This is a genomic window from Bradyrhizobium sp. USDA 3397, assembly GCF_054060965.1.
In genome coordinates, this window is sequence record NZ_JBSSDS010000001.1 from 5,082,560 (window position 1) to 5,105,458 (window position 22,899).

Here is a 22,899-nt window from a genome sequence, read left to right on the forward strand (position 1 = left end):
TTCGCTACCCACCCCGCGGGCTAAGGTAAAGCGAAGGGTTCAAAAACTGTTTCTTGAACTCGGTAAAATTGGACCTAACTCGGGTTCGGGTCACAACCAAGAGACGTCATGACGGAAGCCAACGTCGCGCCGGTAACCGGCGATTCACCAACCGCGCTCGCCGCGGTCGAAGCCGAAATTGCACGCGCCTGCAGGGACGCGCAGCGTGAGCGCGCCTCGGTCACGCTGATCGCCGTATCCAAGACGTTCGCGGCGGATGCAATTACCCCGGTAATCGCCGCCGGACAGCGCGTATTTGGCGAAAACCGGGTGCAGGAGGCCAAAGCCAAGTGGCCGGCGTTAACGTCTGCTCACCCCGATATTGCGCTGCATCTGATCGGGCCGCTGCAATCCAACAAGGCGAAAGAGGCGGTCGCGCTGTTCGACGCCATCCATTCGGTCGACCGTCCGAGCATTTGCCAAGCGTTAGCCAAGGAAATCGAATCCCAGAACAAGCACCCGCAGCTGTTCGTTCAGATCAATACCGGCGAGGAACCGCAGAAGGCCGGAATTGCTCCCGGCGAGGCCGATGCCTTCATTGCGAGCTGCCGCGACACCTACGGGCTGACGATCTCCGGATTGATGTGCATCCCGCCGGTCGACGAGCCGCCCGCCGCACACTTTGCGCTCACCGCCAAGATCGCCGCGCGCAATGGCTTGACGAATCTTTCGATGGGCATGAGCGCCGATTTCGCGACCGCCATCATGCTGGGCGCCACCCATGTGCGCGTCGGCAGCGCGATCTTCGGGCGTCGCTAGCCGTTGGCGAGGATCTGTCGTGTCCCGGACAAGCCGCAACGCCAAAGCGGGACCCAGAGCAATGCCTTCATGTGCCGCGAATGGGCCCCGGCTCTGCAGCGCACCCTTAAGGAGCGCTGCGCTGCGTCCGGGGCACGAGCAGCAAAATGCTGCCCCTCGACCTGGAGCGGGACAGATCGCAATGACGGCGCCTCTCAACCGATGATGATCTTTGTGCGCGGGCCCAGGCGCCGCAGCAATTGCAGCATCGCGGATTTCGTCATGGAGACGCAGCCGGCGGTCGGGCCGAAATTGTCGCGGGCAAGGTGCAGGAACACCGCACTGCCGCGGCCGGCGATGCGGGGCCGGGTGTTGTGGTCGATCTCGATGATGAAGTCGTAGAGATGGTCGGCGCGCTGGAGCCGGTCGCCGCCCTGCCCCTCGCCGAGCCGGATGCTCTGGTTGTAACGGCGGTCCCGCGGATCCTCGCACCAGGCGTCCACGCCGGTGATCACCCGGGCCGGCAGGAACGTCCGGGGACGGCTGTGCCGGTCGCCCCGCCACCATAATTGCCTGGGCCGGAAGCTGCCTCTGGGGGTGCCGCCATCGCCCTCGCGCTTGTTGGCGAGAATGCCGCCTCGCCCCAGCGCAACCGGAATGGTCAGCGCTCCCGCCGTCAGCCAGCCCCGGCGCGGATTGCCGGCAGCAGGCTTAACGCGGATCGCCGAGAGCGGCCCGGGGCCTCGATTCCTGATGTAACCGATTGAAGCTGCTTTATTTTTCATGCGAACGTGCAATGTCGAATTCATTACAGGACATTCATCCAAACGTCCTGCTATCTTGGGTTAGAGTGCTTCCGGCTTGTGAATCGGTAACAGCCCACTACTTCAACACGAACAACAATAACAATAATGACGAACGACCTTAAACTTCCCCTCGCGGCTGGGTGCGGCATGGATGTGCTGCCGAGCCGGACCCCAAAAGGATGACCCCCCATGGCCAATGCCCGCAAGATCCTGATCGTGGATGACGATACCGATCTGCGCGACACGTTGGTGGAGCAATTATCGCTACACGAAGAATTCGAAGCCTCTGCGGTCGATACCGGCGCCAAGGGCGCCAGCGCCGCGAAGGCCAATTCCCCCGATCTGGTCCTGATGGATGTCGGCCTGCCCGACACCGACGGCCGCGAGGTTGTCCGCTCGCTGCGAAAGGGCGGCTTCAAGGCCCCGATCATCATGCTGACGGGGCACGACACCGATTCCGATACGATCCTGGGCCTGGAATCCGGCGCCAACGACTATGTGGCAAAGCCCTTCCGTTTCGCCGTGCTGCTGGCGCGCATCCGCGCCCAGCTCCGTCAGCATGAAGCCAGCGAGGACGCGGTGTTCTCGGTCGGACCCTACTCCTTCCGCCCCGGCTCGAAGATGCTGACCGCGGCCAATGCCCGCAAGGTCCGCCTCACCGAGAAGGAAACCGCGATTCTCCGCTTCCTCTACCGGGCCGGCCAGATGCCGGTGTCGCGCGAGACCCTGCTCCAGGAGGTCTGGGGCTACAATTCCGGCGTCACCACACACACGCTGGAAACCCACATCTACCGCCTCCGCCAGAAGATCGAGAAGGACGCCGCCAACCCGGAGATCCTGGTAACGGAAGCCGGTGGCTACAAGCTGGTGCCGTGATACGCTTCGATGGCGTGCGAATCGTTTTAGATCGCACGCCTTCGAGCCTCGGACCTGAATGTCAATCGACGATGATGTAGCGCTTCTCGAGCGTGTCCCGACACTGCGCCTGTTGGGAGACGCCTCGTTGCGCATGCTGGCGATCGGCTCCGAGCAGCGTGACTTCGTCCGCGGCGACGTCCTGTTCAATCTCGGGGACGACGCCGACGCCGGCTTCGTGGTCCAGCGCGGCGCCTTCCGGGTCGAGGACGGCGCGGGCGCCGAAATGATCGCCGGCCCTGGCGCGCTGATCGGCGAGCTCGCGCTGGTGGTGCCGATGAAGCGGCCGTCGAGTGCGATGGCGCTGGAGCATTCCTCCGTCATCCGCGTCGCACGCAGCCTGTTCCAGCGCGTGCTCGAAAGCGATCCCGCTGCGGCGGTGCGCCTGCGCGACGAATTCGCGGTCCGCTCCAGCCAGATCGCCAGCGATATTTTGATGGCCGGTGCGAAGCTGACGAGCTGAGCCCTCGTCATTCCGGGGCGCGACGAAGTCGCGAACCCGGAATCCATTGAGCGGCAGAGTCAGTTGATGAATGGATTCCGGGCTCGCGCCAAGTGGCGCGCCCCGGAATGACCCACCGCGGCTCACACCTCCAGCGTCACCGTGACGGGCACGTGGTCCGACGGCCGCTCCCAGCTGCGCGCATCGCGCAGAATCTTGAAATCGCTGACTGCATCCTTCAGCGCGCGCGAGACCCAGATGTGGTCGAGCCGGCGGCCGCGATCGCCGACGGTCCAGTCGGCGGAGCGGTAGCTCCACCACGTATAGACCTTCTCCGACATCGGAATGCGATCGCGCGCGACGTCGACCCATTCGCCGGCTTCGAGCGCCGCCTTCAGCTTCTCGGTTTCGATCGGCGTGTGCGAGACCACTTTCAGCAGCTGCTTGTGCGACCACACGTCGTTCTCGTGCGGGGCGACGTTGAGATCGCCGACCAGGATGTGGCGATCCTCGTCGCGCGGATGCAGCGGCTCGCAGGCCGTCATCTCGTCGAGGAAGCGGAGCTTGTGGTCGAATTTCTCGTTCAGTGCGGGATCGGGAATGTCGCCGCCCGCGGGTACGTAGAAATTATGCAGCACCAGCGGTTTTGCGATGCCCGCTTTTTCACCGAACGACACCGAGATGTGGCGCGAATCCACCTTGTCGCAGAAGGTGCGGATGTCCTTCGATTCGAACGGGATCTTCGAGACGATGGCGACGCCGTGATAGCCCTTCTGCCCGTTCAGTGCGACGTGCTCGTAGCCGAGCCGCTTGAAGCGCTTCAGCGGAAAGGCATCGTCGATGCACTTGGTCTCCTGCAGGCACAGCACCTCCGGCCGCGCGCTCTTGAGAAACTTCGCGACCAGGTCGATGCGCAGCCGCACCGAATTAATGTTCCAGGTTGTCAGGGAAAGACGCATGGGAAATGCGTCTTAGCAAGCTCTCGCAGGGTGGGCAAAGGCGCTAGGCGCCGTGCCCACCGGCTTTTGGGATTGACCAGGATCAGCAGGATCGTGCCCCGGACGCTGCGCGGCACGAAGTGACGCGCTGCAGAGCCGGGGCCCATCTTGCGGCATTCCTGGGTCCCGGCTCTGCGCTCCGCTCTTGGACAACGCTGCGCGTCGTCCAAGAGCTACGCTTGTCTGGGACACGAGGGCGCTCAACCCCGCGATGGCGTGTTGTAATTGGTGAAATCGATCTTGAACATGTTGGGGTCGAGCTTCTTGCTCGAGTCCAGATTGTACACCGCGATCGTCGTGTCGTAGCCCTGCGGATCGGTGACGGTCCACTGCTTGAGCTGGCCGTCCTTGGCGCCGAACATCAGCAGCAGGCGGCTGGTGCCGACCAGGGCCTGCTTCTCCTCGATGGTGACGCTGACGAAGACGTCGTCGGCCGAGACGCCAACGACATTGGTGTCCTTCATCAGGTCGATGCGGTCGGACAGGAGAAAGCGCAGCGGCGTCTGCGACAGCGGGTAGACGTCCTGAGTCGCGAGCTTGCGGTCGCGCACAACGAGCGAGGAGCCGTCGGCGACGATGTCGATCGGGCTCGGCGCGTCATATTCGAAGCGTACCTTGCCGGGTTTCTGGATGTAGAAATCGCCCTGCGTCTTGCTGCCGTCGGGACCGACCTGGACGAAATTCCCGACCAACGTCTGCAGCGACGACAGATAGGCACTGACCTTGGCCGCCTGCGCTTTCTGGTTGGCGTCGAAGGTCTGGAAGATGCTGCTCGGAACGTTGCGCCGCGGATCCGGGATCACCGGATTGGGCGGCGCCTGCGTCGCGCCGGTGACGGCCGGTCCGCCGGCGGATGCGCCGCCGTCACGCCCCTTCGGCGCGGGTTTCGGCACCGGCACGGTCTGAGCGAACGACGCAGCGGTCACTATCGCGGCGGTGACGAGAAGCACGCCGGCCACGCGCGCGCTTCGCGCGGCGATCGTGGCAGCGAATCGAATGTCCGGATGTCTGATCAACGCGTCGTCCTGTGTGGCTGGGCGCCCTTTTACCGTGATTTCGGGCAAAAGCAGATATCGAATTTGCGTGAAATGTTGCTCAGAGGCTCCTCGCCTCACATATGGCTGTCTTCTTCCTCGACCAGAATCTCGCGCTTGCCGGCATGGTTGGCGGGGCCGACGATGCCCTCCAGTTCCATGCGCTCCATCAGCGATGCGGCGCGGTTGTAGCCGATTTGCAGACGGCGCTGGATGTAGCTGGTCGAGGCCTTGCGATCGCGTTTGACGATCGCAACCGCCTGCTGGAAGAGATCGCCGCCGCCATCGCCGCCCATGCCGGTGGCGTCGAACACGGCACCGTCCTCGTCCTCGGTCGGCTCTTCGGCGGTGACGGCTTCGAGATATTCCGGCTGTCCCTGCGTCTTGAGGTGACGCACCACCTTCTCGACTTCCTCGTCGGAGGCGAACGGTCCGTGCACGCGGCTGATACGGCCGCCGCCCGCCATGTAGAGCATGTCGCCCTGGCCGAGCAGCTGCTCGGCGCCCATCTCGCCCAGAATGGTGCGGCTGTCGATCTTGGACGTGACCTGGAAGGCGATGCGGGTCGGGAAGTTCGCCTTGATGGTACCGGTGATGACGTCGACCGACGGACGCTGCGTCGCCAGGATCACGTGCAGGCCGGCGGCGCGCGCCATCTGCGCCAGACGCTGCACCGCGCCTTCGATGTCCTTGCCGGCGACCATCATCAGGTCGGCCATTTCGTCGACGATGATGACGATGTAGGGCAGCGGATCGAGCGAGAGCTTCTCTTCCTCGTAGATCGCCTTGCCGGTTTCCTTGTCGAAGCCGGTATGCACCGTGCGCGTCGGCTCCTCGCCCTTGGCCTTCAATTCGAGCAGGCGCGTGTTGTAACCGTCGATGTTGCGCACACCGAGCTTGGCCATGTTCTTGTAGCGCTCTTCCATCTCGCGCACGGCCCATTTCAGCGCGACCACCGCCTTCTTCGGGTCGGTCACGACAGGCGTGAGCAGATGGGGAATGCCGTCATAGACGGAGAGCTCGAGCATCTTCGGATCGACCATGATCAGGCGGCACTGGTCCGGCCGCAGCCGGTAGACCAGGCTGAGGATCATGGTGTTGATCGCGACCGACTTGCCCGAGCCGGTGGTACCGGCGATCAGCATGTGCGGGGTGCGCGCGAGGTCGATGATGACGGGGTCGCCGCCGATGGTCTTGCCGAGGCAGAGCGGCAGCTTCGCCACCGTGTCGGTCGCCTCCTTCGCCACCAGCAATTCGCGCAAATAGACTTTCTCGCGATGCGCGTTCGGCAGCTCGATGCCGATCGCGTTGCGCCCGGGCACGACGGCGACGCGCGCCGACAGCGCGCTCATCGAGCGGGCGATGTCGTCGGCAAGGCCGATCACGCGCGAGGACTTGATGCCGGGCGCCGGCTCCAGCTCGTACAGTGTGACCACCGGACCCGGATTGGCCTTCACGATCTCGCCGCGCACGCCGAAATCCTGCAGCACGCCTTCGAGCGAACGGGAATTGTTCTCCAGCTCGGCCTTGCTGAGCGGCTGGCGATCGCCGGCCTTCGGTGCGGCCAGCATGGAGACGGACGGGAGGTCGAACTTGTCGGAGGATTTCTTGGAAGCGGGCTTCGGCGCGGCTTTCTTCTTCGGGGCGCGCGCGGCGGGCTCCTCCTCTTCCTCCTCCTCGTCCTCCAATTCGTCTTCGTGCTCGTCCTCGTAGTCCTCGTCTTGAGACTGCGGCGAGATCGACGGCGCCGAGCGGCCGCCGCCGAGATTCGGCTCCTGCCGGCTGAACTGGGCGGCCTTGGTCTTCGGTCCGCTCGAGACCAGCGAGCGGTAGGCGGCACCACACAGCCAGATCAGCCGCGCCTTGGTGCTCATCAATGCATGGAACAGCCAGCCCAGCGAGACCGAGCCCCGATCGCTCTCCTCGTCTTCGTCGAGCGGCTTGTCGTCATCGGCGACCTCAGCGATCTCGTCGTCCTGCTCACGCGCGCCGAGGCCGCAGGCGATCAGGAAGGTCGCGGTCATCGCGGCGAACAGGATCGTGCCCAGCACGATGCGATAGATCGTACCGGCCGGCCCGAAGATCACCGCGGGGGCGCGCACCAGCGCATCGCCGACCACGCCGCCGAGGCCGGTCGGCAGCGGCCAGGCCCCGCCATGCTGAAAGCAACTGACGAAGCCTGCCGCGATCACCGTGCAGAGAATCCAGGAGCCGAGCCGCAGCGCCTCGCGGTCGAACGGCCGATGCGTCATCATGCGCCAGCCCCAGACCGCAACGGTCAGGACCAGCATGATCGCGCCGAGCCCCAGGATCTGCATGGCGAGATCGGCGCCGATCGCGCCGGCATAGCCGAGGATGTTGCGGATCGGCCGCGAGGTCGCGTGGCTGAGGCTGGGATCCTGCACCGACCACGTCATCAGCGCCGCCGCGGCGACGCCCGCCAGCGCGATCAGGCCGAGGCCGGCGAGCTCGCGCATGCGCCGCGCCAGACCCTCGCGGATCGAGGGCGGCAGATGGCCGACCAGAGGAATGACGCGTTCGATTGCCGACATGCTCACGGGCCCCGCCTAACCCAGAGTCTCGACCAGCCGGTGCAGCGCCTGCGCCGTGGTCTCGCCGTCCTGCACCAGCGCGAGGCGGATATAGCCTGCGCCGGGATTGAATCCGTCAGGCTGCTGTCGCGCCAGGAAGCTGCCGGGCACCACGCGCACGCCGGCTTCCCTGAACAGCTTGAGCGTCACCGACACGTCGTCGCCGATCTCGGAGGTGTTGAGCCAGACGCAGAAGCCGGCATCGGGCCGGCGATAACCGTAACGGTTGCCGATGATCTGGTCGGCGAGGTCGAACTTGATCCGGTACAGCCGCCGATTCTCCTCGACATGCGCCTCGTCGCCATAGGCGACCGTCGCGACATGCTGCAGCGGCACCGGCACCTGGGGCGCTGCGATGTTGCGCAGCTCGAGGAACATGCCGATGAACTTCTTGTCGCCGGCGGCAAAGCCGACGCGCAGGCCCGGCAGGTTGGAGCGCTTCGACAGTGACTGGAACGCGACAACACGTGTGAAGTCGGGGCCGGCGCATTCCAGCGCGCTGCCGGGTGCCTCGCGGGTGTAGATCTCGGAATAACATTCGTCGCTTAGGATCACGAAGCCGTAGCGGTCGGCGAGCTGCTTCAAGCGTTTGAAATAGCCAGGCCTCGCGACCGAGCCCTGCGGATTGGCGGGCGAAGCCAGGTAGAACGCCACCGTGCGCGCCAGGGTCGCCTCATTGATGGCGTCGAGGTCGGGCAGGAAGCCGTTCTCGACCGTGGTCGGCAGATGGACCGGCTCGCAAGCGGCCGCAAGCGCGCCCGCGCCGTAGACCGGATAGAACGGGTTCGGCATCAGGATCGCGGGCTTGCCCGGACGCGGGCCGACATAGCGCGCGGCCGCGATCGCGGCGAGGAACAGCCCCTCGCGGCTGCCATTGAGGACGAGAATCTCGCTCTCGGGGTCGAGCGGCCGCGGCAGCTGGAACCGCGTCGACAGCCAGGCCCCGGCGGCGTTGCGGAACGGGTCGGTCCCCTTGTTCGCGGGATAACGGCCGAAATCGGCGATGTGCTTGGCCAGCACCGGGCCGACGAAGTCGGGTACGGGATGCTGGGGCTCGCCGACCGCAAGCGAAATCAAGGGCTTGCCCGGCTGATGCGGGGCCAGCAGCTCGTTCAGCCGGACGAAGGGCGAGCGTTCGGAATCGGAGCCATTACCGCCCTGCGGCGCACGGGATGAAGCGGTCAGAGCCATTCGTTGGGCGCCAGTACTCTTGGAACGGCCGGTCGCTACCATAGGCGCCGGCGGGAAGCGGTTCAGTTCACCATAGATAGGGCGAGGTTAAGACGCGATTAACCATCGGCCGCCGCCCGCGTCCAGCGCGGGAAAAATGGGGCGAGATAGCGGCGTGCATGGACGGTCCACCCTCCCCTGGAGGTGCCTGCAGGCGGAGCCATCAAAAGAAAGGGGCTCCAGCTTGCGCTGGAGCCCCTCAACGGTCAGGGCATTGCCGGGTATGTGCCCGAACCGTAGTTGTGGACGCGGTCCCCGAAGCGACCGCGCCCGGGAGGAGACGGTTACATGTTGTAGGCGCGCTCGGTGTGCTCGGTGATGTCGAGGCCTTCACGCTCGCTCTCGACATTGGCGCGGAGGCCAACGATCACATCGACGACCTTGAAGAGGATCGCCGAGCCGATGCCCGACCACACCAGCGTGGTGCAGACGGCCTTGATCTGGGCGAGCATCTGGGTGGCGAAGTCGTAATCGGCGACCTTCGGCGGGATCGCCGAGTAGTCGATGATGCCGGCGCCGCCGAGCGCGGGGTTGACGAGAATGCCGGTGCCGATGGCGCCGACGATGCCGCCGACGCAGTGCACGCCGAACACGTCGAGGGAGTCGTCGTAGCCCAGCGCGTTCTTCACGACGGTGCAGAAGAACAGGCAGACCACGCCGACCACGAGGCCGAGGACGATCGCGCCCATGACGCCGGCAAAGCCGGCCGCAGGCGTGACGGCCACGAGGCCCGCGACGGCGCCGGAGATCACGCCGAGCACCGACGGATGGCCCTTGATGATCCACTCCGCGAACATCCACGACAGCGCAGCGGCCGCGGTGGCGACGAAGGAGTTGGTCATGGCGAGCGCCGCGCCGCCGCTAGCTTCCAGGTTGGAGCCGGCGTTGAAGCCGAACCAGCCGACCCAGAGCAGCGAGGCGCCGATCATCGACATGGTCAGCGAGTGCGGAGCCATTAGTTCCTTGCCGTAACCGACGCGCTTGCCGATCAGCAGAGCGCCGACGAGCCCGGCGATGCCGGCGTTGATGTGCACCACGGTGCCGCCCGCGAAGTCGATCGCGCCCATCTTGAAGATCCAGCCGGCGTCGGCGTTGAGCTCGTCGAGCTTGGCCTGGGCCGCGGTCTTTGCCGCAGCGTCAGTGGCGGCAGCGAGCGCCTTGGCCGCATCCTGGATCAGGTCCGGGCCCTGCCAGTACCAGACCATGTGCGCGATCGGGAAATAGATCAGGGTAACCCAGAGCGGAATGAAGAGCGCGATGGCCGAGAACTTCATGCGCTCGGCGAAGGCGCCGACGATCAGGGCGGGCGTGATCGCCGCGAAGGTCATCTGGAAGCAGACGTAGATGAGTTCGGAGATGTTGGCGTCGACCGAGAAGGTCGCTGCCTTCGTATCGGTGGTGACGCCCATCATGAAGGCCTTGGAGAAGCCGCCGATGAAGTCCGAGCCTCCGGTGAAGGTGAGGCTGTAACCGTACACGGCCCAGATCACGGTGACGACGCAGACGGTGTAGAACACCTGCATCAGGACCGAGAGCATGTTCTTGGAACGGACCAGACCGCCGTAGAACAGCGCGAGGCCGGGGATCGTCATCAACAGCACCAGCACTGTCGATGTCAGCATCCAGGCGTTGTCTCCCTTGTTGACCGTTGGCTCGGCGTAGGCTGCGGTCGCAGCGAACAGGCCGACTGCGAGAGCTGCCAGTCCCGCGCCATAGGGACGCTTGAACGTCATATTGTTTACTCCTGCTTGAATAAGGTTGAGCGCGAAATCAGAGGGCCGCGGCATCGGCCTCGCCGGTGCGGATGCGCACCGCGTGGTCGAGGTTGATGACGAAGATCTTGCCGTCGCCGATCTGTCCGGTTTTCGCGGCGGACGTGATGGCGTCGATGGTCTTGTCGACCTGGTCGGAGGCGACAGCGACCTCGATCTTGATCTTGGGCAGGAAGCTCACGGCATATTCGGCGCCGCGATAGATTTCCGTATGGCCCTTCTGGCGGCCATACCCCTTGACTTCCGTCACCGTGAGACCGTGAACGCCGATGGCGGTCAGGGCGTCACGGACTTCTTCAAGCTTGAATGGCTTGATGATCGCCATAACAATTTTCATGGGTCCTATCCCCGCTTGGGCCCGGTCCGGACGTGGCCGGGCGTTCTCGACTGGTTCGCCACGAGGGAGAAGTTTCACTACGCGGGCACAGCCGGACCCCTAGAATCAAATGCCGTGCCAGATCAGGCGGATTGCCTAACGGATTATGAAAACGGGGGTTTTCGCCTTCGGCGGGTGTTGCAATGCAGTGCGCTATTACGTCGCGCTCAAAACGTGGTCACGCCTGCGCAAAACATGGGCAAGACAGGCTCTCGACACAATGTTGCTCACGCGTCGGGCAGCAGGACGGTATTTACGTAGTATCGGCGTCTATTGCAGGGCTTCTCCGTGCTGCGAAATATCCAGACCCTCGAGCTCGTGCTCACGGGATACGCGCAAGGGCACGAACAGGCCGACCAGCTTGAGCAGGATGAAGCTGACGCCCGCCGACCAGACGAAGGTCACGGCGACCCCGTAGAACTGGATCAGGAGCTGCTGCGGATGGCCCTCCAGCAGGCCGGCGGTGCCGCCGATTGCGCTGGTGGCGAACACACCGGCGAGCAGGGTGCCGGTCAGGCCGCCGATGCCGTGGACGCCGAAGACGTCGAGCGAATCGTCATAGTCGAAGCGGTGCTTCAGCCAGGTACAGGCCCAATAGCAGAGCGCACCGGCGATGATGCCGATGACGATGCCGTGCCATGGCGCGACGAAGCCCGAGGCCGGCGTGATGGTGCCGAGACCTGCGACCGCGCCGGAGATCATGCCGAGCACCGAAGGCTTGCGCCGCGTCGACCATTCGATCGCGCCCCAGGTGAGCGCGCCCGCACAGGCGGCCAGATGGGTCGCGATGATCGCCATCACCGCGCGTGAGTTCGCTCCGAGCGCCGAGCCGCCGTTGAAGCCGAACCAGCCGACCCACAGCAGGCCGGTGCCCATCACCGCGAGCGACAGATCGAACGGCGCGAGATTCTCGGTGCCGTAGCCGTGACGGCGTCCCATCACCTTGGCTGCAACGAGGCCGCCGGTGCCGGCCGACAGATGCACGACGAGACCGCCGGCGAAATCGAGCACGCCCATGCTGGCGAGGAAGCCGCCGCCCCACACCCAATGCGCCAGCGGAATGTAGACGAAGATGAACCAGGCGACCGAGAACAGCAGATAGGCCGAGAACCGCATCCGGTCGGCGACCGAGCCCGCGACCAGCGCCACCGTGATGATGGCAAACGTCATCTGGTACAGCATGAACAGCGATTCCGGGATCGTCTTCGCCGCGGGGTTGACGCTGTCCATCGTCATGCCGGCGAGAAACCAGCGATCGAGCGTGCCGATCCACGGGCCGTCGCCGACGAAGCACAGCGAATAGCCGAACGCCACCCAGAGAATGGAGATCAGCGTCACCGCGGCCAGGCTCTGCGCCATGGTGGCGAGCACGTTCTTCTTGCGCACCATGCCGGAGTAGAACAGCGCAAGTCCCGGGATCGTCATCATCAGCACCAAGGCGGTGGCGACGATCATCCAGGCGGTGTCGGCGGTGTTGATCTCGGTTGCCGCCGCTTGCGCCGGCGCAGCTAGGACGGACACAAATCCAATTGGCGCAGCCATGGCAGCTGCGCGGCGCGACAATCCCGCCATATCGTTCCCCCCGGCATCAATTGGCGTCGCACATCGTGGCGTATTTGCCCGGTGCGATCGAAGCAGTCGTGTCAAAGCGTTTTCGAGCGAAGTGGATACCGGTTCGCGTGAAGAAAACGCGTCAAAACAAAAAGTCAGAGCGCGTCGCTGTCGGTCTCGCCGGTGCGGATGCGCAGCGCGTGGTCGATCGGTGTGACGAAGATCTTGCCGTCGCCGATCTGGCCGGTGCGCGCCGTCGCGGTGATCACGGCGACCGCCTTGTCGGCGACGTCGGAAGCGACCGCGATCTCGATGCGCAGCTTCGGCAGGAAGTTCACGACATATTCGGCGCCGCGATAGATCTCGGTGTGGCCCTTCTGCCGGCCATAGCCTTTCACCTCGGTCACGGTCATGCCGTGCACGCCGATCGCCGTCAGGGCCTGGCGGACCTCATCGAGCTTGAAGGGTTTGATGATCGCGACGACGAGTTTCATGGTCAGGCCTATTCCCCGGGATGCGCCGCGCCGTATGTCCCCGGCGCTGCGTCAATCTGGCATCTTTCCGGGCAAATGGCACAAAAAAGTTGCAGATTGAAGCGGAAAAACGTTTGGCCAAGGGCGGTCATGTGAACGGCCGCCTCTGTACAGGGCAGCTGTTCATCATTCACAATGCATTTTTGGCATGGATGCGGTGAACCCAGGCGTGAACCGAAGCGTCCCGGCCGGTACATACGTAAGTTCGAGGGGGACGTTCCATGGCGAGTTGGTTTTACGCATCCGAGGGCAAGCAGCAGGGGCCCTTTCCGGAAGGGCAATTCCGCGACCTCGTTGCCCAGGGCGTCGTGCGTCCGGACACCTTGGTCTGGACCGAGGGCATGGCCGGCTGGCAGAAGGCCGCCGAAATTCCCGGCCTGATCGGCGGCGGTGCGCCGCCGATGGTCCCGACGGGCGGAAGTGGCTATGGCGGCACCGCCGGCTATGCAAGCGGTGGATCGCTCTCGGTCGATTTCAGCATCCTCGAATTCACCTGGCGCAGCATCGTCCTGCTGATTGGAATGATCTTCGTCATCCCGGCGCCCTGGGCCTTCGTCTGGTACACCAGATGGATCGTCTCCTGCGTGAACGTCCCCGGGCGGCCGAACCTCGGCTTCACCGGCAATGCGATGACGTTGGTGCCGTGGTATTTCGGCTTCATCGTTCTCGCCATCGCGCTTGGCTTCGTCGGCAGTGAGATCCTGAGCAATCTGCTGTTCATCGTGCAGATCGTGCTCTACTGGCTGCTGATCAAATGGATGGTCGCGAACCTCGCCTCCAACGGGCAGCCGCTGGGCCTCAGCTTCACCGGTTCGGTCTGGGCCTATATCGGCTGGAACCTGCTGTTCGCGATCTCCATCATCACCATCATCGGTTGGGCCTGGGTGGCCGCGGCGCAGATGCGCTGGTTCTGCCGCAACATCGAGGGCACGCGGCGCGAGATCGTCTTCAAGGGCAGCGGTCTCGATATCCTCTGGCGCGGCATCGTGGCCGCCATCCTGATGTGCTTCATCATCCCGATCCCGTGGGTGTACCGCTGGATCATGAACTGGTTCGCCTCGCAGACCGAGCTCGCGCCGCGCGGCTCGCTCGGGGCATGATCTGAACGGCTTCAGGCGCTGCTCGTCGCGCTAGAGCATGATCCGGAAAAGTGTGAAGCGGTTTTCCGAAAGATCATGCTCAAACAATAACCTAAAGCGCGATGACGATTCATCCTAATCGCATCGCGCTTTAGAAGCGATCAGGCCTTCCGCTCGCGCACCGAGCCTTCCTGCGCGACGGAGGCAACCAGGGTGCCGTCCGGCTTGAAGATCGAGCCGCGGGTCAGGCCCCGCCCCGATTGTGCGCTCGGCGAATCCTGCGCGTAGAGCAGCCATTCGTCGGCGCGGAACGGGCGATGGAACCACATCGCGTGGTCGAGGCTCGCCGGCATCATGCGCTTGTCGAACAGCGTGCGACCATAGCGCGCCATGATCGCGTCGAGCAGTGAGAAGTCCGAGGCGTAAGCGAGCGCGCACATGTGCAGCGCCGGATCGTCGGGCAGCTTGGCGGCGGTCTTGATCCAGACGTGGATGCGGCCGTCGTCGATCTTCTGGCCGAAATAACGGCCGAGCTCGACCGGGCGCAGCTCGATCGGCCGATCGGATTCGTAGTAGCGGCGGATGAAGTCCGGCATCTCCTTGAACATCGGCTGTTTCGCCACCTCCTCCGCCGTGAGCTTTTCCGGCGGCGGCACGTCCGGCATCGTGTCCTGGTGGTCGAACGCAGTCTCCTCCTCGGCGTGGAACGACACCATGATCGAGAAGATCGCGTTGCCGTGCTGGATCGCGGTGACGCGGCGGGTCGAGTAGCTCTTGCCGTCGCGCAGGCGCTCGACCTGATAGATGATCGGGATCTGCGGATCGCCCGGCAGGACGAAATAGCAATGCAGCGAATGCGGCAGCCGGCCCTCCACGGTGCGGCAGGCCGCGACCATCGCCTGCCCGATCACCTGGCCGCCGAACACCCGCTGCCAGCTCGTCTTCGGGCTGTTGCCGCGGAACAGGTTCACCTCGAGCTGCTCGAGGTCGAGGATCCCGATGAGGTCGATCAGTCCTTTGGACATGATGGTGCTTTCCAGTAATGTCTCATTCCGGGGCGCACGCGGTGCGAACCCGAAAATCTCGAGCTGATAAACCTCCGGATTCCGGGTACGCGCGTTGCGCGCCCCGGAATGACGGAACGAAGGGCTAGCGGCCCTCGTTTCACCGCACTGTTTCGCCCAGCTCAAGTCTGCTAGCAAGACCGAGAATTGTCCGGGAAGCTTTGGTATGTCGGTACAGGGTAGCATTGTCATCGGTGGCGGCGCGTTTGCCGGCCTTGCGCTGGCCTTGGCGCTACGCCAGGGGCTCGGGCCCGAGATCCCGATCGTCGTCGCCGATCCCGCCCTCGGCACGCGGCCGAGCCGCGACCCCCGCGCCACCGCGATCGTCGCCGCCTGCCGCCGCCTGTTCGAGACGATCGGCGCCTGGGACGACGTCCGGGATGAGGCCCAGCCGATCCTCGACATGGTCGTCACCGATTCCAAGCTCGAGGATGCCACCCGTCCGGTGTTCCTGAACTTCGCCGGCGATGTCGCGCCGGGCGAGCCGTTCGCCCACATGGTCGAGAACCGCCGCCTGATCGACGCGCTGGTGGTGCGCGCCGAGGCCGAGAGCATCGATCTTCGCGCCACCCCGGTCGCGTCCTACGATGCGCGCACTGACGGCATCGACGTGACGCTCGGCGACGGCAGCGTGATCGCGGCGGGCCTCTTGGTCGCCGCCGATGGCGCGCGGTCGAAGCTGCGCGAGCGCGCCGGCATCGTCACTCATGGCTGGGAGTACGACCAGTCCGGCATCGTCGTCACCGTCGGCCACGAGCGCGATCACGAGGGCCGCGCCGAGGAACACTTCCTGCCGGCTGGCCCGTTCGCGATCCTGCCGCTCACCGGCAAACGCTCCTCGCTGGTGTGGACCGAGCGCCGCACCGAGGCCGCGCGCATCATCGCCCTCAGCGACGAGGAATTCCACGCCGAGCTCGAGCAGCGCTTCGGCCTGCATCTCGGCGAGGTCAAGGTGCTCGACAAGCCGCGGGCGTTTCCGCTGTCCTATTTCGTCGCGCGGTCCTTCATCGCCGAGCGCATCGCGCTGGTCGGCGACGCCGCCCATGTCATCCACCCCATCGCGGGCCAGGGCCTCAACATGGGCCTGAAGGACGTCGCTGCGCTGGCGGAAGTGGTGGTAGATGCCGCGCGGCTCGGCCTGGATATCGGCGGGGCGGACGTGCTCGAACGCTACCAGCGCTGGCGCCGGTTCGACACGATGGCGATGGGCGTCGCCACCAACTCGCTGAACTTCCTGTTCTCCAACCAGTCGACGCTGTTGCGCACGGTGCGCGACATCGGCCTCGGCCTCGTCGACCGCGCCCCGCCGCTGAAGAACCTCTTCGTCCGCCAGGCCGCAGGCCTCACCGGCGAGGTGCCGCGGCTGTTGAAGGGCGAGGCGTTGTAAGGGGCGAATGGTGAGTGGCGAATAGCGTAGGTCCATTCGCCATTCGCCACTCCCCACTCGCTGTTATCAATCGATCTTGCGCGCCTCTTCCGGCAGCATGATCGGGATGCCGTCGCGAATGGGATAAGCGAGCTTGGCGCTGCGCGAGATCAGCTCCTGCCGCTCAGAATCGAATTCCAGCGGGCCCTTGGTCAGCGGGCAGACCAGGATCTCCAGCAATTTTGGATCGACGCTGGCTTCGGGACGTTCGGTGGGCGCGTTCATGGAAGTCTCCGGCACTTGCCTGCCTTTAGCATAGAAATTCGCGCCCGCCATCGCGCTTTAGGCGGGGACCATCGCCAGGAGCTCGTCGAGTATGATCCGCGGCCGGGATTGACGGGCCTGACAGGGCGCAGCCGAGAAATGTCCAGTACAGGATCTGCGCGCGGCCCAGCTCCGTTGCCAGGGCGAGCCCACGCATCCGCGGCCATCTAGAGCGTGATCCGCAAACGCGCGCAGCGGGCTTCCGGCGCGACCGGCGCGCGGAACGTGTTAGCCCGAAAGATCAAATTTTCCGGACGGTGTTGACGTGGCGCTAAGCATGCGATCAGGCGCGGCACAAAATTAACGCGAAGGGCGATTAGCCGGTCCAGCATCGACAATATCAACAATATCGACGATGGGGCGAGACTGAATGTTCCGCGTTTTCTCCTGTCTTACGGCCGAGCACGATTGGCGGCTCGTCGTGCTCGCTGCTCTGGTCTGCTTCGTTGCCAGCATCGTCGCGGTCAGCATCTTCCACCGCGCGATCGCAACGCGCGGGAGAACCCGGTGGATCTGGATCGCCATTGCCGGCGCGGCCATCGGATACGGGATCTGGGCTACGCATTTCGTCGCGATGCTCGCCTACGAGCCCGGGGTCTCCACGGGCTACGGCATCGTGTTAACGGCGTCCTCTCTCGCGGCGGCAATGCTGCTGACCTCGGTCGGCTTCGGCGTCGCGGTCGTCACGTCCGGCCGCTGGCGCGCGGCGGCTGGCGGCGTCATCATCGGCGGCGGCATTGCCAGCATGCACTATCTCGGAATGTGGGCGCTCGAAGTGCCGGGCCGAGTCTCCTGGTCCGTGGACCTCGTGCTCCTCTCCATCGTTCTGGGCATGTGTTTCGGCTACGCTGCGCTGGCGGCAGCGCTCACCCGTCAGGGTTATAGCGGCACGCTGGCAGCCGCCACCCTGCTGACGCTCGCCATCGTGTCGCATCACTTCACGGCCATGGGCGCCGTGAAGATCACACCGGATCCGGCGCTCGCGACCGATACGCTTTCGCTGTCTCCGGCCTTCCTCGCGCTCGCCATCGCCGGCGTCGCATTGTCGGTGCTGGGCATGAGCCTGATCGGCGTGCTGGCCGATCGTCGTCTGGCGACCAGAACTGCCAGGTTCGAGGAGATCATCAGCCAGCTCTCCATCGCCCGGCAGCAGCTCGAAGGGTCGCAGAACGAGCTCAAGGAGCAGAAGCTGAGGCTGGACACGGCCATCAACCACATGGTCGAAGGCCTTTGCATGTTCGACGCCGAGAAGCGGCTCGTCATCTGCAACGAGCGTTACGCCCGGTTGTACCGGCTGCCCCCGGAATTGCTGCGTGCGGGAACTCCCCACCGCGACATCATCAGACATCGCGTCACGAGCGGCGTACTCGAAGGCGAGGCCAGCGATTTCGCCGCCGAACGGCAGATCGCCAGGCTCGATGCGCTGCCGATCCATGTCGTTTCGAGCCGCATCGATGCGTTTGCCGATGGGCGGCTGATCTGCGTGACGCGGCAGCCGATGGCCGGCGGCGGCTGGGTGGCTACGCATCTGGATGTCACCGAGCAACGCCGGTCCGAAGCGAAGATCACCTACATGGCGGAACACGATGCGCTCACCGAGTTACCGAACCGCGTGCTGCTCAAGGCGCGTCTGGAGCCCGCTCTTGCCGATACGCGTGGCGGAAACCTACATTTGGCGGTTCTCTTGCTCGATCTCGACCGCTTCAAGGAGGTCAACGACACGCTCGGACATCCGGCGGGCGACCTGCTGCTGCGCTCGGTCGCGGCGCGCTTGCTGGACTGCGTCAGGGAAACGACGTTCGTCGCCCGACTGGGCGGCGACGAATTCGCAATCGTCGACTACGTGACCAATCCGGCTGCGGACGCGGCCTCTCTCGCCGAGACGATCCATGGCGCGCTCAGCGAGCCGTTCGATCTCGGCGATCATCAGGTCGTCGTAGGCACCAGCATCGGGATCGCCCTTGCGCCCCGAGACGGCGCCGATTCCGACACGATCCTCAGGAGCGCAGATCTTGCCCTCTACTCGGCCAAGAGCGGCGGACGTGGCGCATTCCGCTTCTTCGAGCCGGAGCTGGACCGGCTCCTGCAGGCGCGCCGCAACCTGGAGCGGGATTTGCGGAAGGCGCTTGCGAGGAGCGAATTCGAACTCCACTACCAGCCGTTCGTCAATTTGAAGAGCGGCGAGACCTGTGGCTTCGAGGCGTTGCTGCGTTGGCATCATCCCGAGCGCGGTCTGGTCTCGCCCGGCGAATTCATTCCCGTCGCGGAGGAAACCGGCTTGATCCTGCTGCTGGGGGAATGGGTGTTGAGAACCGCTTGTGCCGAAGCGGCGAAATGGCGTTCCGACCTAAAGATCGCGATCAACCTGTCTCCAGCGCAATTCAGGAGCAAGGAGCTCGTGTCGACAATTGTGAGCGCACTGGCGGCTTCGGGGATCGCTTCAGATCGGCTCGAGCTCGAGGTCACCGAAACCGTCATCATGCATGACAGCGGGACCGTATTCGCAGCACTCAGCCAGCTGCGCGAGCTCGGAGTGCGGATTGCCCTCGACGATTTCGGCACCGGCTATTCGTCGCTCAGCTTTCTGCAGAAGTTTCCATTCGACAAGATCAAGATCGATCGCAGCTTCGTCAGCGAGCTGTCCAATCCGATGGAGGAGCCCCATCGCATCGCGCGGGCCGTGGTCCAATTCGCCACGAGTCTCGGCAAGACGTCCACCGCCGAAGGCGTCGAAACCGCCGAGCAGCTGGAGGTCCTGCGCCAAGAGGGCTGCGTCGAGGCGCAGGGCTTCCACCTCAGCCCGCCGGTACGGGCCTCGACGATCGCGCGGCTTGCGGATCGAAGGGCCGAGGCCGGCGAGTTTGCCGCTTAGCTCGCGCTTGCCGATCACTGCAGCGGCGGATCGCCGCTGGTGCGCTTCTTGGCGAGGTCCATTTCGGTGACGGCGATCAGGATCTCGGCGCGGGTCTTCAGGTCGGGCGCCTCCAGCATGGCCTGCTTCTCGGCGGGGCCATAGGGCGACATCATCGCGAGCGCGTTGACGAGGGCTTCATTGGGCGCGCTCTCGACGCCCTCCCAGTCGACCTTGAGGTTGTTGGCCTTCAGGAAGTCCGCCAGCACCGCCAGCAGCGCCTCGCGGTCGACCTCCTCCTCGCCGCGGCGCGCGGTGAAATCGTCGACATAGGCGAAGAAGTCCACCTTGCACTGCCGATAGGGGGTGAGCACCTCGAGCTCCTCGACCACCTTGAAGCGCGAAACGCCGGTGAGCTCGAGGATGTAGCGGCCGTCGCCGGACTCGGCGAGCTGGGTGATGCGGCCGACGCAGCCGACGCTGAACAGGGCCGGCTTGTCGGAATCCTTCCGCGAATGCGCGATGTCGGGCTGGATCATGCCGATCAGGCGATGGCCGTCGCGGAAGGAATCGTCGACCATCGAAAGGTAGCGCGGCTCGAAGATGTTGAGCGGCATCTGGCCGCGGGGCAGCAGCAGCGCGCCCGGTAGCGGGAAGACCGGAATGATCTCCGGGAGGTCGGCGGGCCCGCGATATTCGATGTTGATCGGCATCTGCCCGGTCCCCTGGCGTTGCTAGCGCATGATCCGGATCCGAAGGACCGCGTTAGCGCAAAGTGTGGAGCGGTTTTCCGAACAGATCATGCTCAAAAAAGGCCGTTACGAAAACAGGATCGTCGACAAACGTTTGCGGCCTTCGACGGTTGCATCATCCGTGCCGCCCCAGGCCTCGAAGAACTGCACCAGCTGCTTGCGGGCGCCGTCGTCGTTCCATTTGCGGTCGCGCTTGATGATCTCGAGCAGCTGCTCGGTCGCCGCCGCGCGGTTGCCTTGGGCGTTGAGCGCGGTGGCGAGGTCGAACCGGGCCTGATGATCGAGCGGATTTGCGGCGACTTTCTGTTCCAGCTCGGCAACCGGTCCGAGCGATTTCGCCTGCTCGGCGAGATCGATCGCGGTCTGCACCGCCTTCACGGCCGGGTCGTTGCGCTTGGATTCCGGCACCATGGCCAGCGTCTGCTTGGCCTGCTCCATCGCGCCCGAAACGGCGTAGCACTTGGCAAGGCCCGCGAGCGCCGCGATGTTGGTCGAATCATGCTGCAGCGCCTCGGCATAGATCTGCGCCGCCGCCGCCGCGTCGCCCTCGGCGAGCACCGCGTCGGCCTCCTGCACGATCTCGGCGACGTTGACCTCGCCCGGCGCGGTGACGCCCTTGGTCAGCCGCTCGATGAAGGCGTTGACCTGGCTCTCCGGCACCGCGCCCATGAAGCCGTCGGCCGGCTGGCCGTTGACGAAGGCGATCACGGCCGGGATCGACTGGATGCCCATCTGGCCCGGGATCGCCGGATGATGGTCGATGTTCATCTTGACCAGCTTGACCTTGCCCTTGGCCGCCTTCACCGCCTTCTCCAGGACGGGGGTGAGCTGCTTGCAGGGGCCGCACCATTCCGCCCAGAAATCGATCAGCACGGGCTGGCGCTTCGATTCCTCGATGACGTCCTTCACGAAGGTCTGGGTGGTGGTGTCCTTGATCAGGTCGGCCGCAGCCGGGCCCGCCGCTCCGTTACCCTGGTCGATGATCGTCACGGGATTCCCTCGTCATGTCTGGAATGGCGGCTCTTTAGCACGCCGCCGCGTCATATGCTTGTGGTCGGCTCCTAAATTGGGCCGAATGGGCCGAATTTCAATCCAGGCACCCCGATTCGCCGGTTCCGAGGCCTTTCCGGTCAATTTGGCCAGCTTCGGGCTCCATATGGCGCCGCAAATGCGAATTGAGGCCGCCCGTAGCTGTTGCATTCCCCTCCCGCTTTTGGCATACGACAGCCGTTGCCGGCGCGTCACGCGACCGACACAGGATGCGGGTGTAGCTCAGTGGTAGAGCACGACCTTGCCAAGGTCGGGGTCGAGGGTTCGAGCCCCTTCGCCCGCTCCAGTTTTCTCCAAAGCATCCAGCCAAACCGGATCAGGCCGCGGTTTTCCGCGCCGCTGGCGGCTGTTCGGGTCTCACATGACAATTCTGGTCACAGGCAGCGCAGGTCACCTTGGCGAGGCCATCCTGCGGACGCTGCGTGGGCGCGGGTCGCCTGCCCGCGGGCTTGATCTAAAGAGCTCCCCCTTCACCGACGCTGTCGGCTCCATCGTCGATCCCACCTTCGTGCGGCGGCAGATGGACGGCATCACTGCCGTGATCCACACCGCGACGCTGCACAAGCCGCATGTGGCGACGCACTCCAAGCAGGACTTCGTCGATACCAACGTGTCAGGCACGCTGAATCTGCTCGAAGCGGCTGCAGCGGCCGGCGTGAAGAGTTTTGTCTTCACCAGCACCACCAGCGCGTTCGGCTCGCAGCTGCGGTCTGAGGCGGGACAGGCCGCGGTGTGGGTCACCGAGGAGCTGCCGTCGGTGCCGAAGAACATCTACGGCACGACCAAGCTGATGGCCGAGAACCTCTGCGAGCTGTTCTTTCGCGAGCGCGCGCTACCGATCGTGGTTCTGCGGACCTCGCGCTTCTTTCCGGAGGACGACGACGATCCGGCGATGCGATCGGCCTACGCGCTGGACAACGCGCAGGCCAACGAGATGCTCTACCGCCGGCTGGATATCGCGGACGCAGTGAGCGCGCATCTAGCTGCCGTCGAGCGTGCGCCCGGCATCGGCTTCGCCCGCTACATCGTCTCGGCGACGAGCCCGTTCGAGCAACGTCATCTCGGAGCGCTGGCGCGCGATGCCGCCACTGTCGTGCGCGAGCTCTATCCGGAGTGCGCGCAGCTCTATGCGGCGCGCGGCTGGCGGCTCTTCCCCGCGATTGACCGGGTCTATGTCAACGCGCGGGCGCGGCGGGAGCTCGGCTGGCGACCCGAATTCGACTTCGCGCACGTGCTGCGCAGCCTGCGCGATGGCCGCGATGTCCGCAGCGCGCTGGCGCGTGAGGTCGGATCGAAAGGCTATCACGACACGCTATTCGACGACGGACCCTACCCCGTCGCGTCGTAATCGCAATTTTACTCGACGCGTCAAATGACTGTCCGGCCTC

General features: G+C 64.8%; 20 protein-coding genes and 1 tRNA gene. 8 read left to right on the forward strand and 13 right to left on the reverse strand.

Going from position 1 to position 22,899, the window contains the following annotated elements; all coding sequences use genetic code 11:
* The first annotated feature begins 108 nt into the window (after positions 1–108).
* On the forward strand, positions 109–798 hold the full coding sequence (locus ACVWYQ_RS23485) for a YggS family pyridoxal phosphate-dependent enzyme (RefSeq protein ID WP_271543216.1): 690 nt from the start codon (positions 109–111) through the stop codon (positions 796–798).
* Positions 799–992: 194 nt separating this feature from the next.
* On the opposite strand, the gene ACVWYQ_RS23490 is transcribed toward ACVWYQ_RS23485, so the two are convergent.
* A complete protein-coding gene (locus tag ACVWYQ_RS23490) occupies positions 993–1,562 on the reverse strand; it encodes a L,D-transpeptidase family protein (protein ID WP_271543214.1) in 570 nt (189 codons plus the stop codon).
* 210 nt (positions 1,563–1,772) lie between these two features.
* Between ACVWYQ_RS23490 and ACVWYQ_RS23495 the strand changes: the two genes are divergently transcribed.
* Both ACVWYQ_RS23495 and ACVWYQ_RS23500 read left to right on the forward strand, forming a co-directional pair.
* Positions 1,773–2,459: a response regulator transcription factor gene (locus ACVWYQ_RS23495; protein ID WP_008142830.1), complete on the forward strand. Its 687-nt coding sequence runs from the start codon at positions 1,773–1,775 to the stop codon at positions 2,457–2,459.
* 58 nt (positions 2,460–2,517) lie between these two features.
* Positions 2,518–2,961, forward strand: coding sequence for a cyclic nucleotide-binding domain-containing protein (locus tag ACVWYQ_RS23500; RefSeq protein WP_271543212.1), 444 nt, complete (start codon positions 2,518–2,520; stop codon positions 2,959–2,961).
* Between the two features lie 122 nt (positions 2,962–3,083).
* Here ACVWYQ_RS23500 and xth read toward each other — a convergent pair whose 3' ends face one another.
* The 8 genes from xth to ACVWYQ_RS23540 all read right to left on the reverse strand — a co-directional run bounded on the left by xth (position 3,084) and on the right by ACVWYQ_RS23540 (position 12,986).
* On the reverse strand, positions 3,084–3,899 hold the full coding sequence (gene xth / locus ACVWYQ_RS23505; RefSeq protein WP_157285151.1) for an exodeoxyribonuclease III: 816 nt from the start codon (positions 3,897–3,899) through the stop codon (positions 3,084–3,086).
* A 239-nt stretch (positions 3,900–4,138) separates the two neighbouring features.
* Complete coding sequence (locus tag ACVWYQ_RS23510; protein ID WP_271543686.1) at positions 4,139–4,897, reverse strand: outer membrane lipoprotein carrier protein LolA; 759 nt, start codon at positions 4,895–4,897, stop codon at positions 4,139–4,141.
* A gap of 152 nt (positions 4,898–5,049) precedes the next feature.
* Positions 5,050–7,530, reverse strand: a complete 2,481-nt coding sequence (locus ACVWYQ_RS23515) for a DNA translocase FtsK (protein WP_275500376.1) — start codon at positions 7,528–7,530, stop codon at positions 5,050–5,052.
* Between the two features lie 9 nt (positions 7,531–7,539).
* Positions 7,540–8,754, reverse strand: coding sequence for an aminotransferase class I/II-fold pyridoxal phosphate-dependent enzyme (locus ACVWYQ_RS23520; protein ID WP_404544989.1), 1,215 nt, complete (start codon positions 8,752–8,754; stop codon positions 7,540–7,542).
* A gap of 323 nt (positions 8,755–9,077) precedes the next feature.
* A complete protein-coding gene (locus ACVWYQ_RS23525) occupies positions 9,078–10,526 on the reverse strand; it encodes an ammonium transporter (protein ID WP_157285148.1) in 1,449 nt (482 codons plus the stop codon).
* Between the two features lie 37 nt (positions 10,527–10,563).
* Positions 10,564–10,902, reverse strand: a complete 339-nt coding sequence (locus ACVWYQ_RS23530) for a P-II family nitrogen regulator (RefSeq protein ID WP_008142813.1) — start codon at positions 10,900–10,902, stop codon at positions 10,564–10,566.
* 309 nt (positions 10,903–11,211) lie between these two features.
* Positions 11,212–12,513 carry an ammonium transporter gene (locus ACVWYQ_RS23535; RefSeq protein ID WP_404544991.1) on the reverse strand — a complete coding sequence of 434 codons (1,302 nt, stop codon included), beginning with the start codon at positions 12,511–12,513 and terminating at the stop codon, positions 11,212–11,214.
* Positions 12,514–12,647: 134 nt separating this feature from the next.
* Positions 12,648–12,986: a P-II family nitrogen regulator gene (locus ACVWYQ_RS23540; protein ID WP_008142802.1), complete on the reverse strand. Its 339-nt coding sequence runs from the start codon at positions 12,984–12,986 to the stop codon at positions 12,648–12,650.
* A gap of 260 nt (positions 12,987–13,246) precedes the next feature.
* Here ACVWYQ_RS23540 and ACVWYQ_RS23545 point away from each other — a divergent pair, with 260 nt between their 5' ends.
* Positions 13,247–14,125, forward strand: coding sequence for a DUF4339 domain-containing protein (locus ACVWYQ_RS23545; protein WP_271543204.1), 879 nt, complete (start codon positions 13,247–13,249; stop codon positions 14,123–14,125).
* A gap of 140 nt (positions 14,126–14,265) precedes the next feature.
* Here ACVWYQ_RS23545 and tesB read toward each other — a convergent pair whose 3' ends face one another.
* Entirely contained in the window at positions 14,266–15,129 is an 864-nt protein-coding gene (tesB, locus tag ACVWYQ_RS23550; protein WP_404544994.1) for an acyl-CoA thioesterase II, read from the reverse strand.
* 205 nt (positions 15,130–15,334) lie between these two features.
* On the opposite strand from tesB, the gene ACVWYQ_RS23555 reads away from it, so the two are divergent.
* Positions 15,335–16,555, forward strand: coding sequence for a ubiquinone biosynthesis hydroxylase (locus ACVWYQ_RS23555; RefSeq protein WP_404544997.1), 1,221 nt, complete (start codon positions 15,335–15,337; stop codon positions 16,553–16,555).
* Between the two features lie 66 nt (positions 16,556–16,621).
* Here ACVWYQ_RS23555 and ACVWYQ_RS23560 read toward each other — a convergent pair whose 3' ends face one another.
* A complete protein-coding gene (locus tag ACVWYQ_RS23560; RefSeq protein ID WP_225135539.1) occupies positions 16,622–16,819 on the reverse strand; it encodes a Trm112 family protein in 198 nt (65 codons plus the stop codon).
* Positions 16,820–17,228: 409 nt separating this feature from the next.
* Between ACVWYQ_RS23560 and ACVWYQ_RS23565 the strand changes: the two genes are divergently transcribed.
* Positions 17,229–19,730, forward strand: coding sequence for an EAL domain-containing protein (locus ACVWYQ_RS23565; protein WP_456726438.1), 2,502 nt, complete (start codon positions 17,229–17,231; stop codon positions 19,728–19,730).
* A gap of 14 nt (positions 19,731–19,744) precedes the next feature.
* On the opposite strand, the gene ACVWYQ_RS23570 is transcribed toward ACVWYQ_RS23565, so the two are convergent.
* Both ACVWYQ_RS23570 and trxA read right to left on the reverse strand, forming a co-directional pair.
* A complete protein-coding gene (locus ACVWYQ_RS23570) occupies positions 19,745–20,422 on the reverse strand; it encodes an LON peptidase substrate-binding domain-containing protein (protein WP_128265775.1) in 678 nt (225 codons plus the stop codon).
* Between the two features lie 105 nt (positions 20,423–20,527).
* On the reverse strand, positions 20,528–21,451 hold the full coding sequence (gene trxA, locus ACVWYQ_RS23575) for a thioredoxin (RefSeq protein WP_025033093.1): 924 nt from the start codon (positions 21,449–21,451) through the stop codon (positions 20,528–20,530).
* 271 nt (positions 21,452–21,722) lie between these two features.
* Here trxA and ACVWYQ_RS23580 point away from each other — a divergent pair.
* Together ACVWYQ_RS23580 and ACVWYQ_RS23585 are read left to right on the forward strand one after the other, a co-directional pair.
* Positions 21,723–21,797, forward strand: a tRNA-Gly gene (locus ACVWYQ_RS23580).
* 75 nt (positions 21,798–21,872) lie between these two features.
* Complete coding sequence (locus tag ACVWYQ_RS23585) at positions 21,873–22,859, forward strand: NAD-dependent epimerase/dehydratase family protein (RefSeq protein WP_404545004.1); 987 nt, start codon at positions 21,873–21,875, stop codon at positions 22,857–22,859.
* The last annotated feature ends 40 nt before the right edge of the window (positions 22,860–22,899 follow it).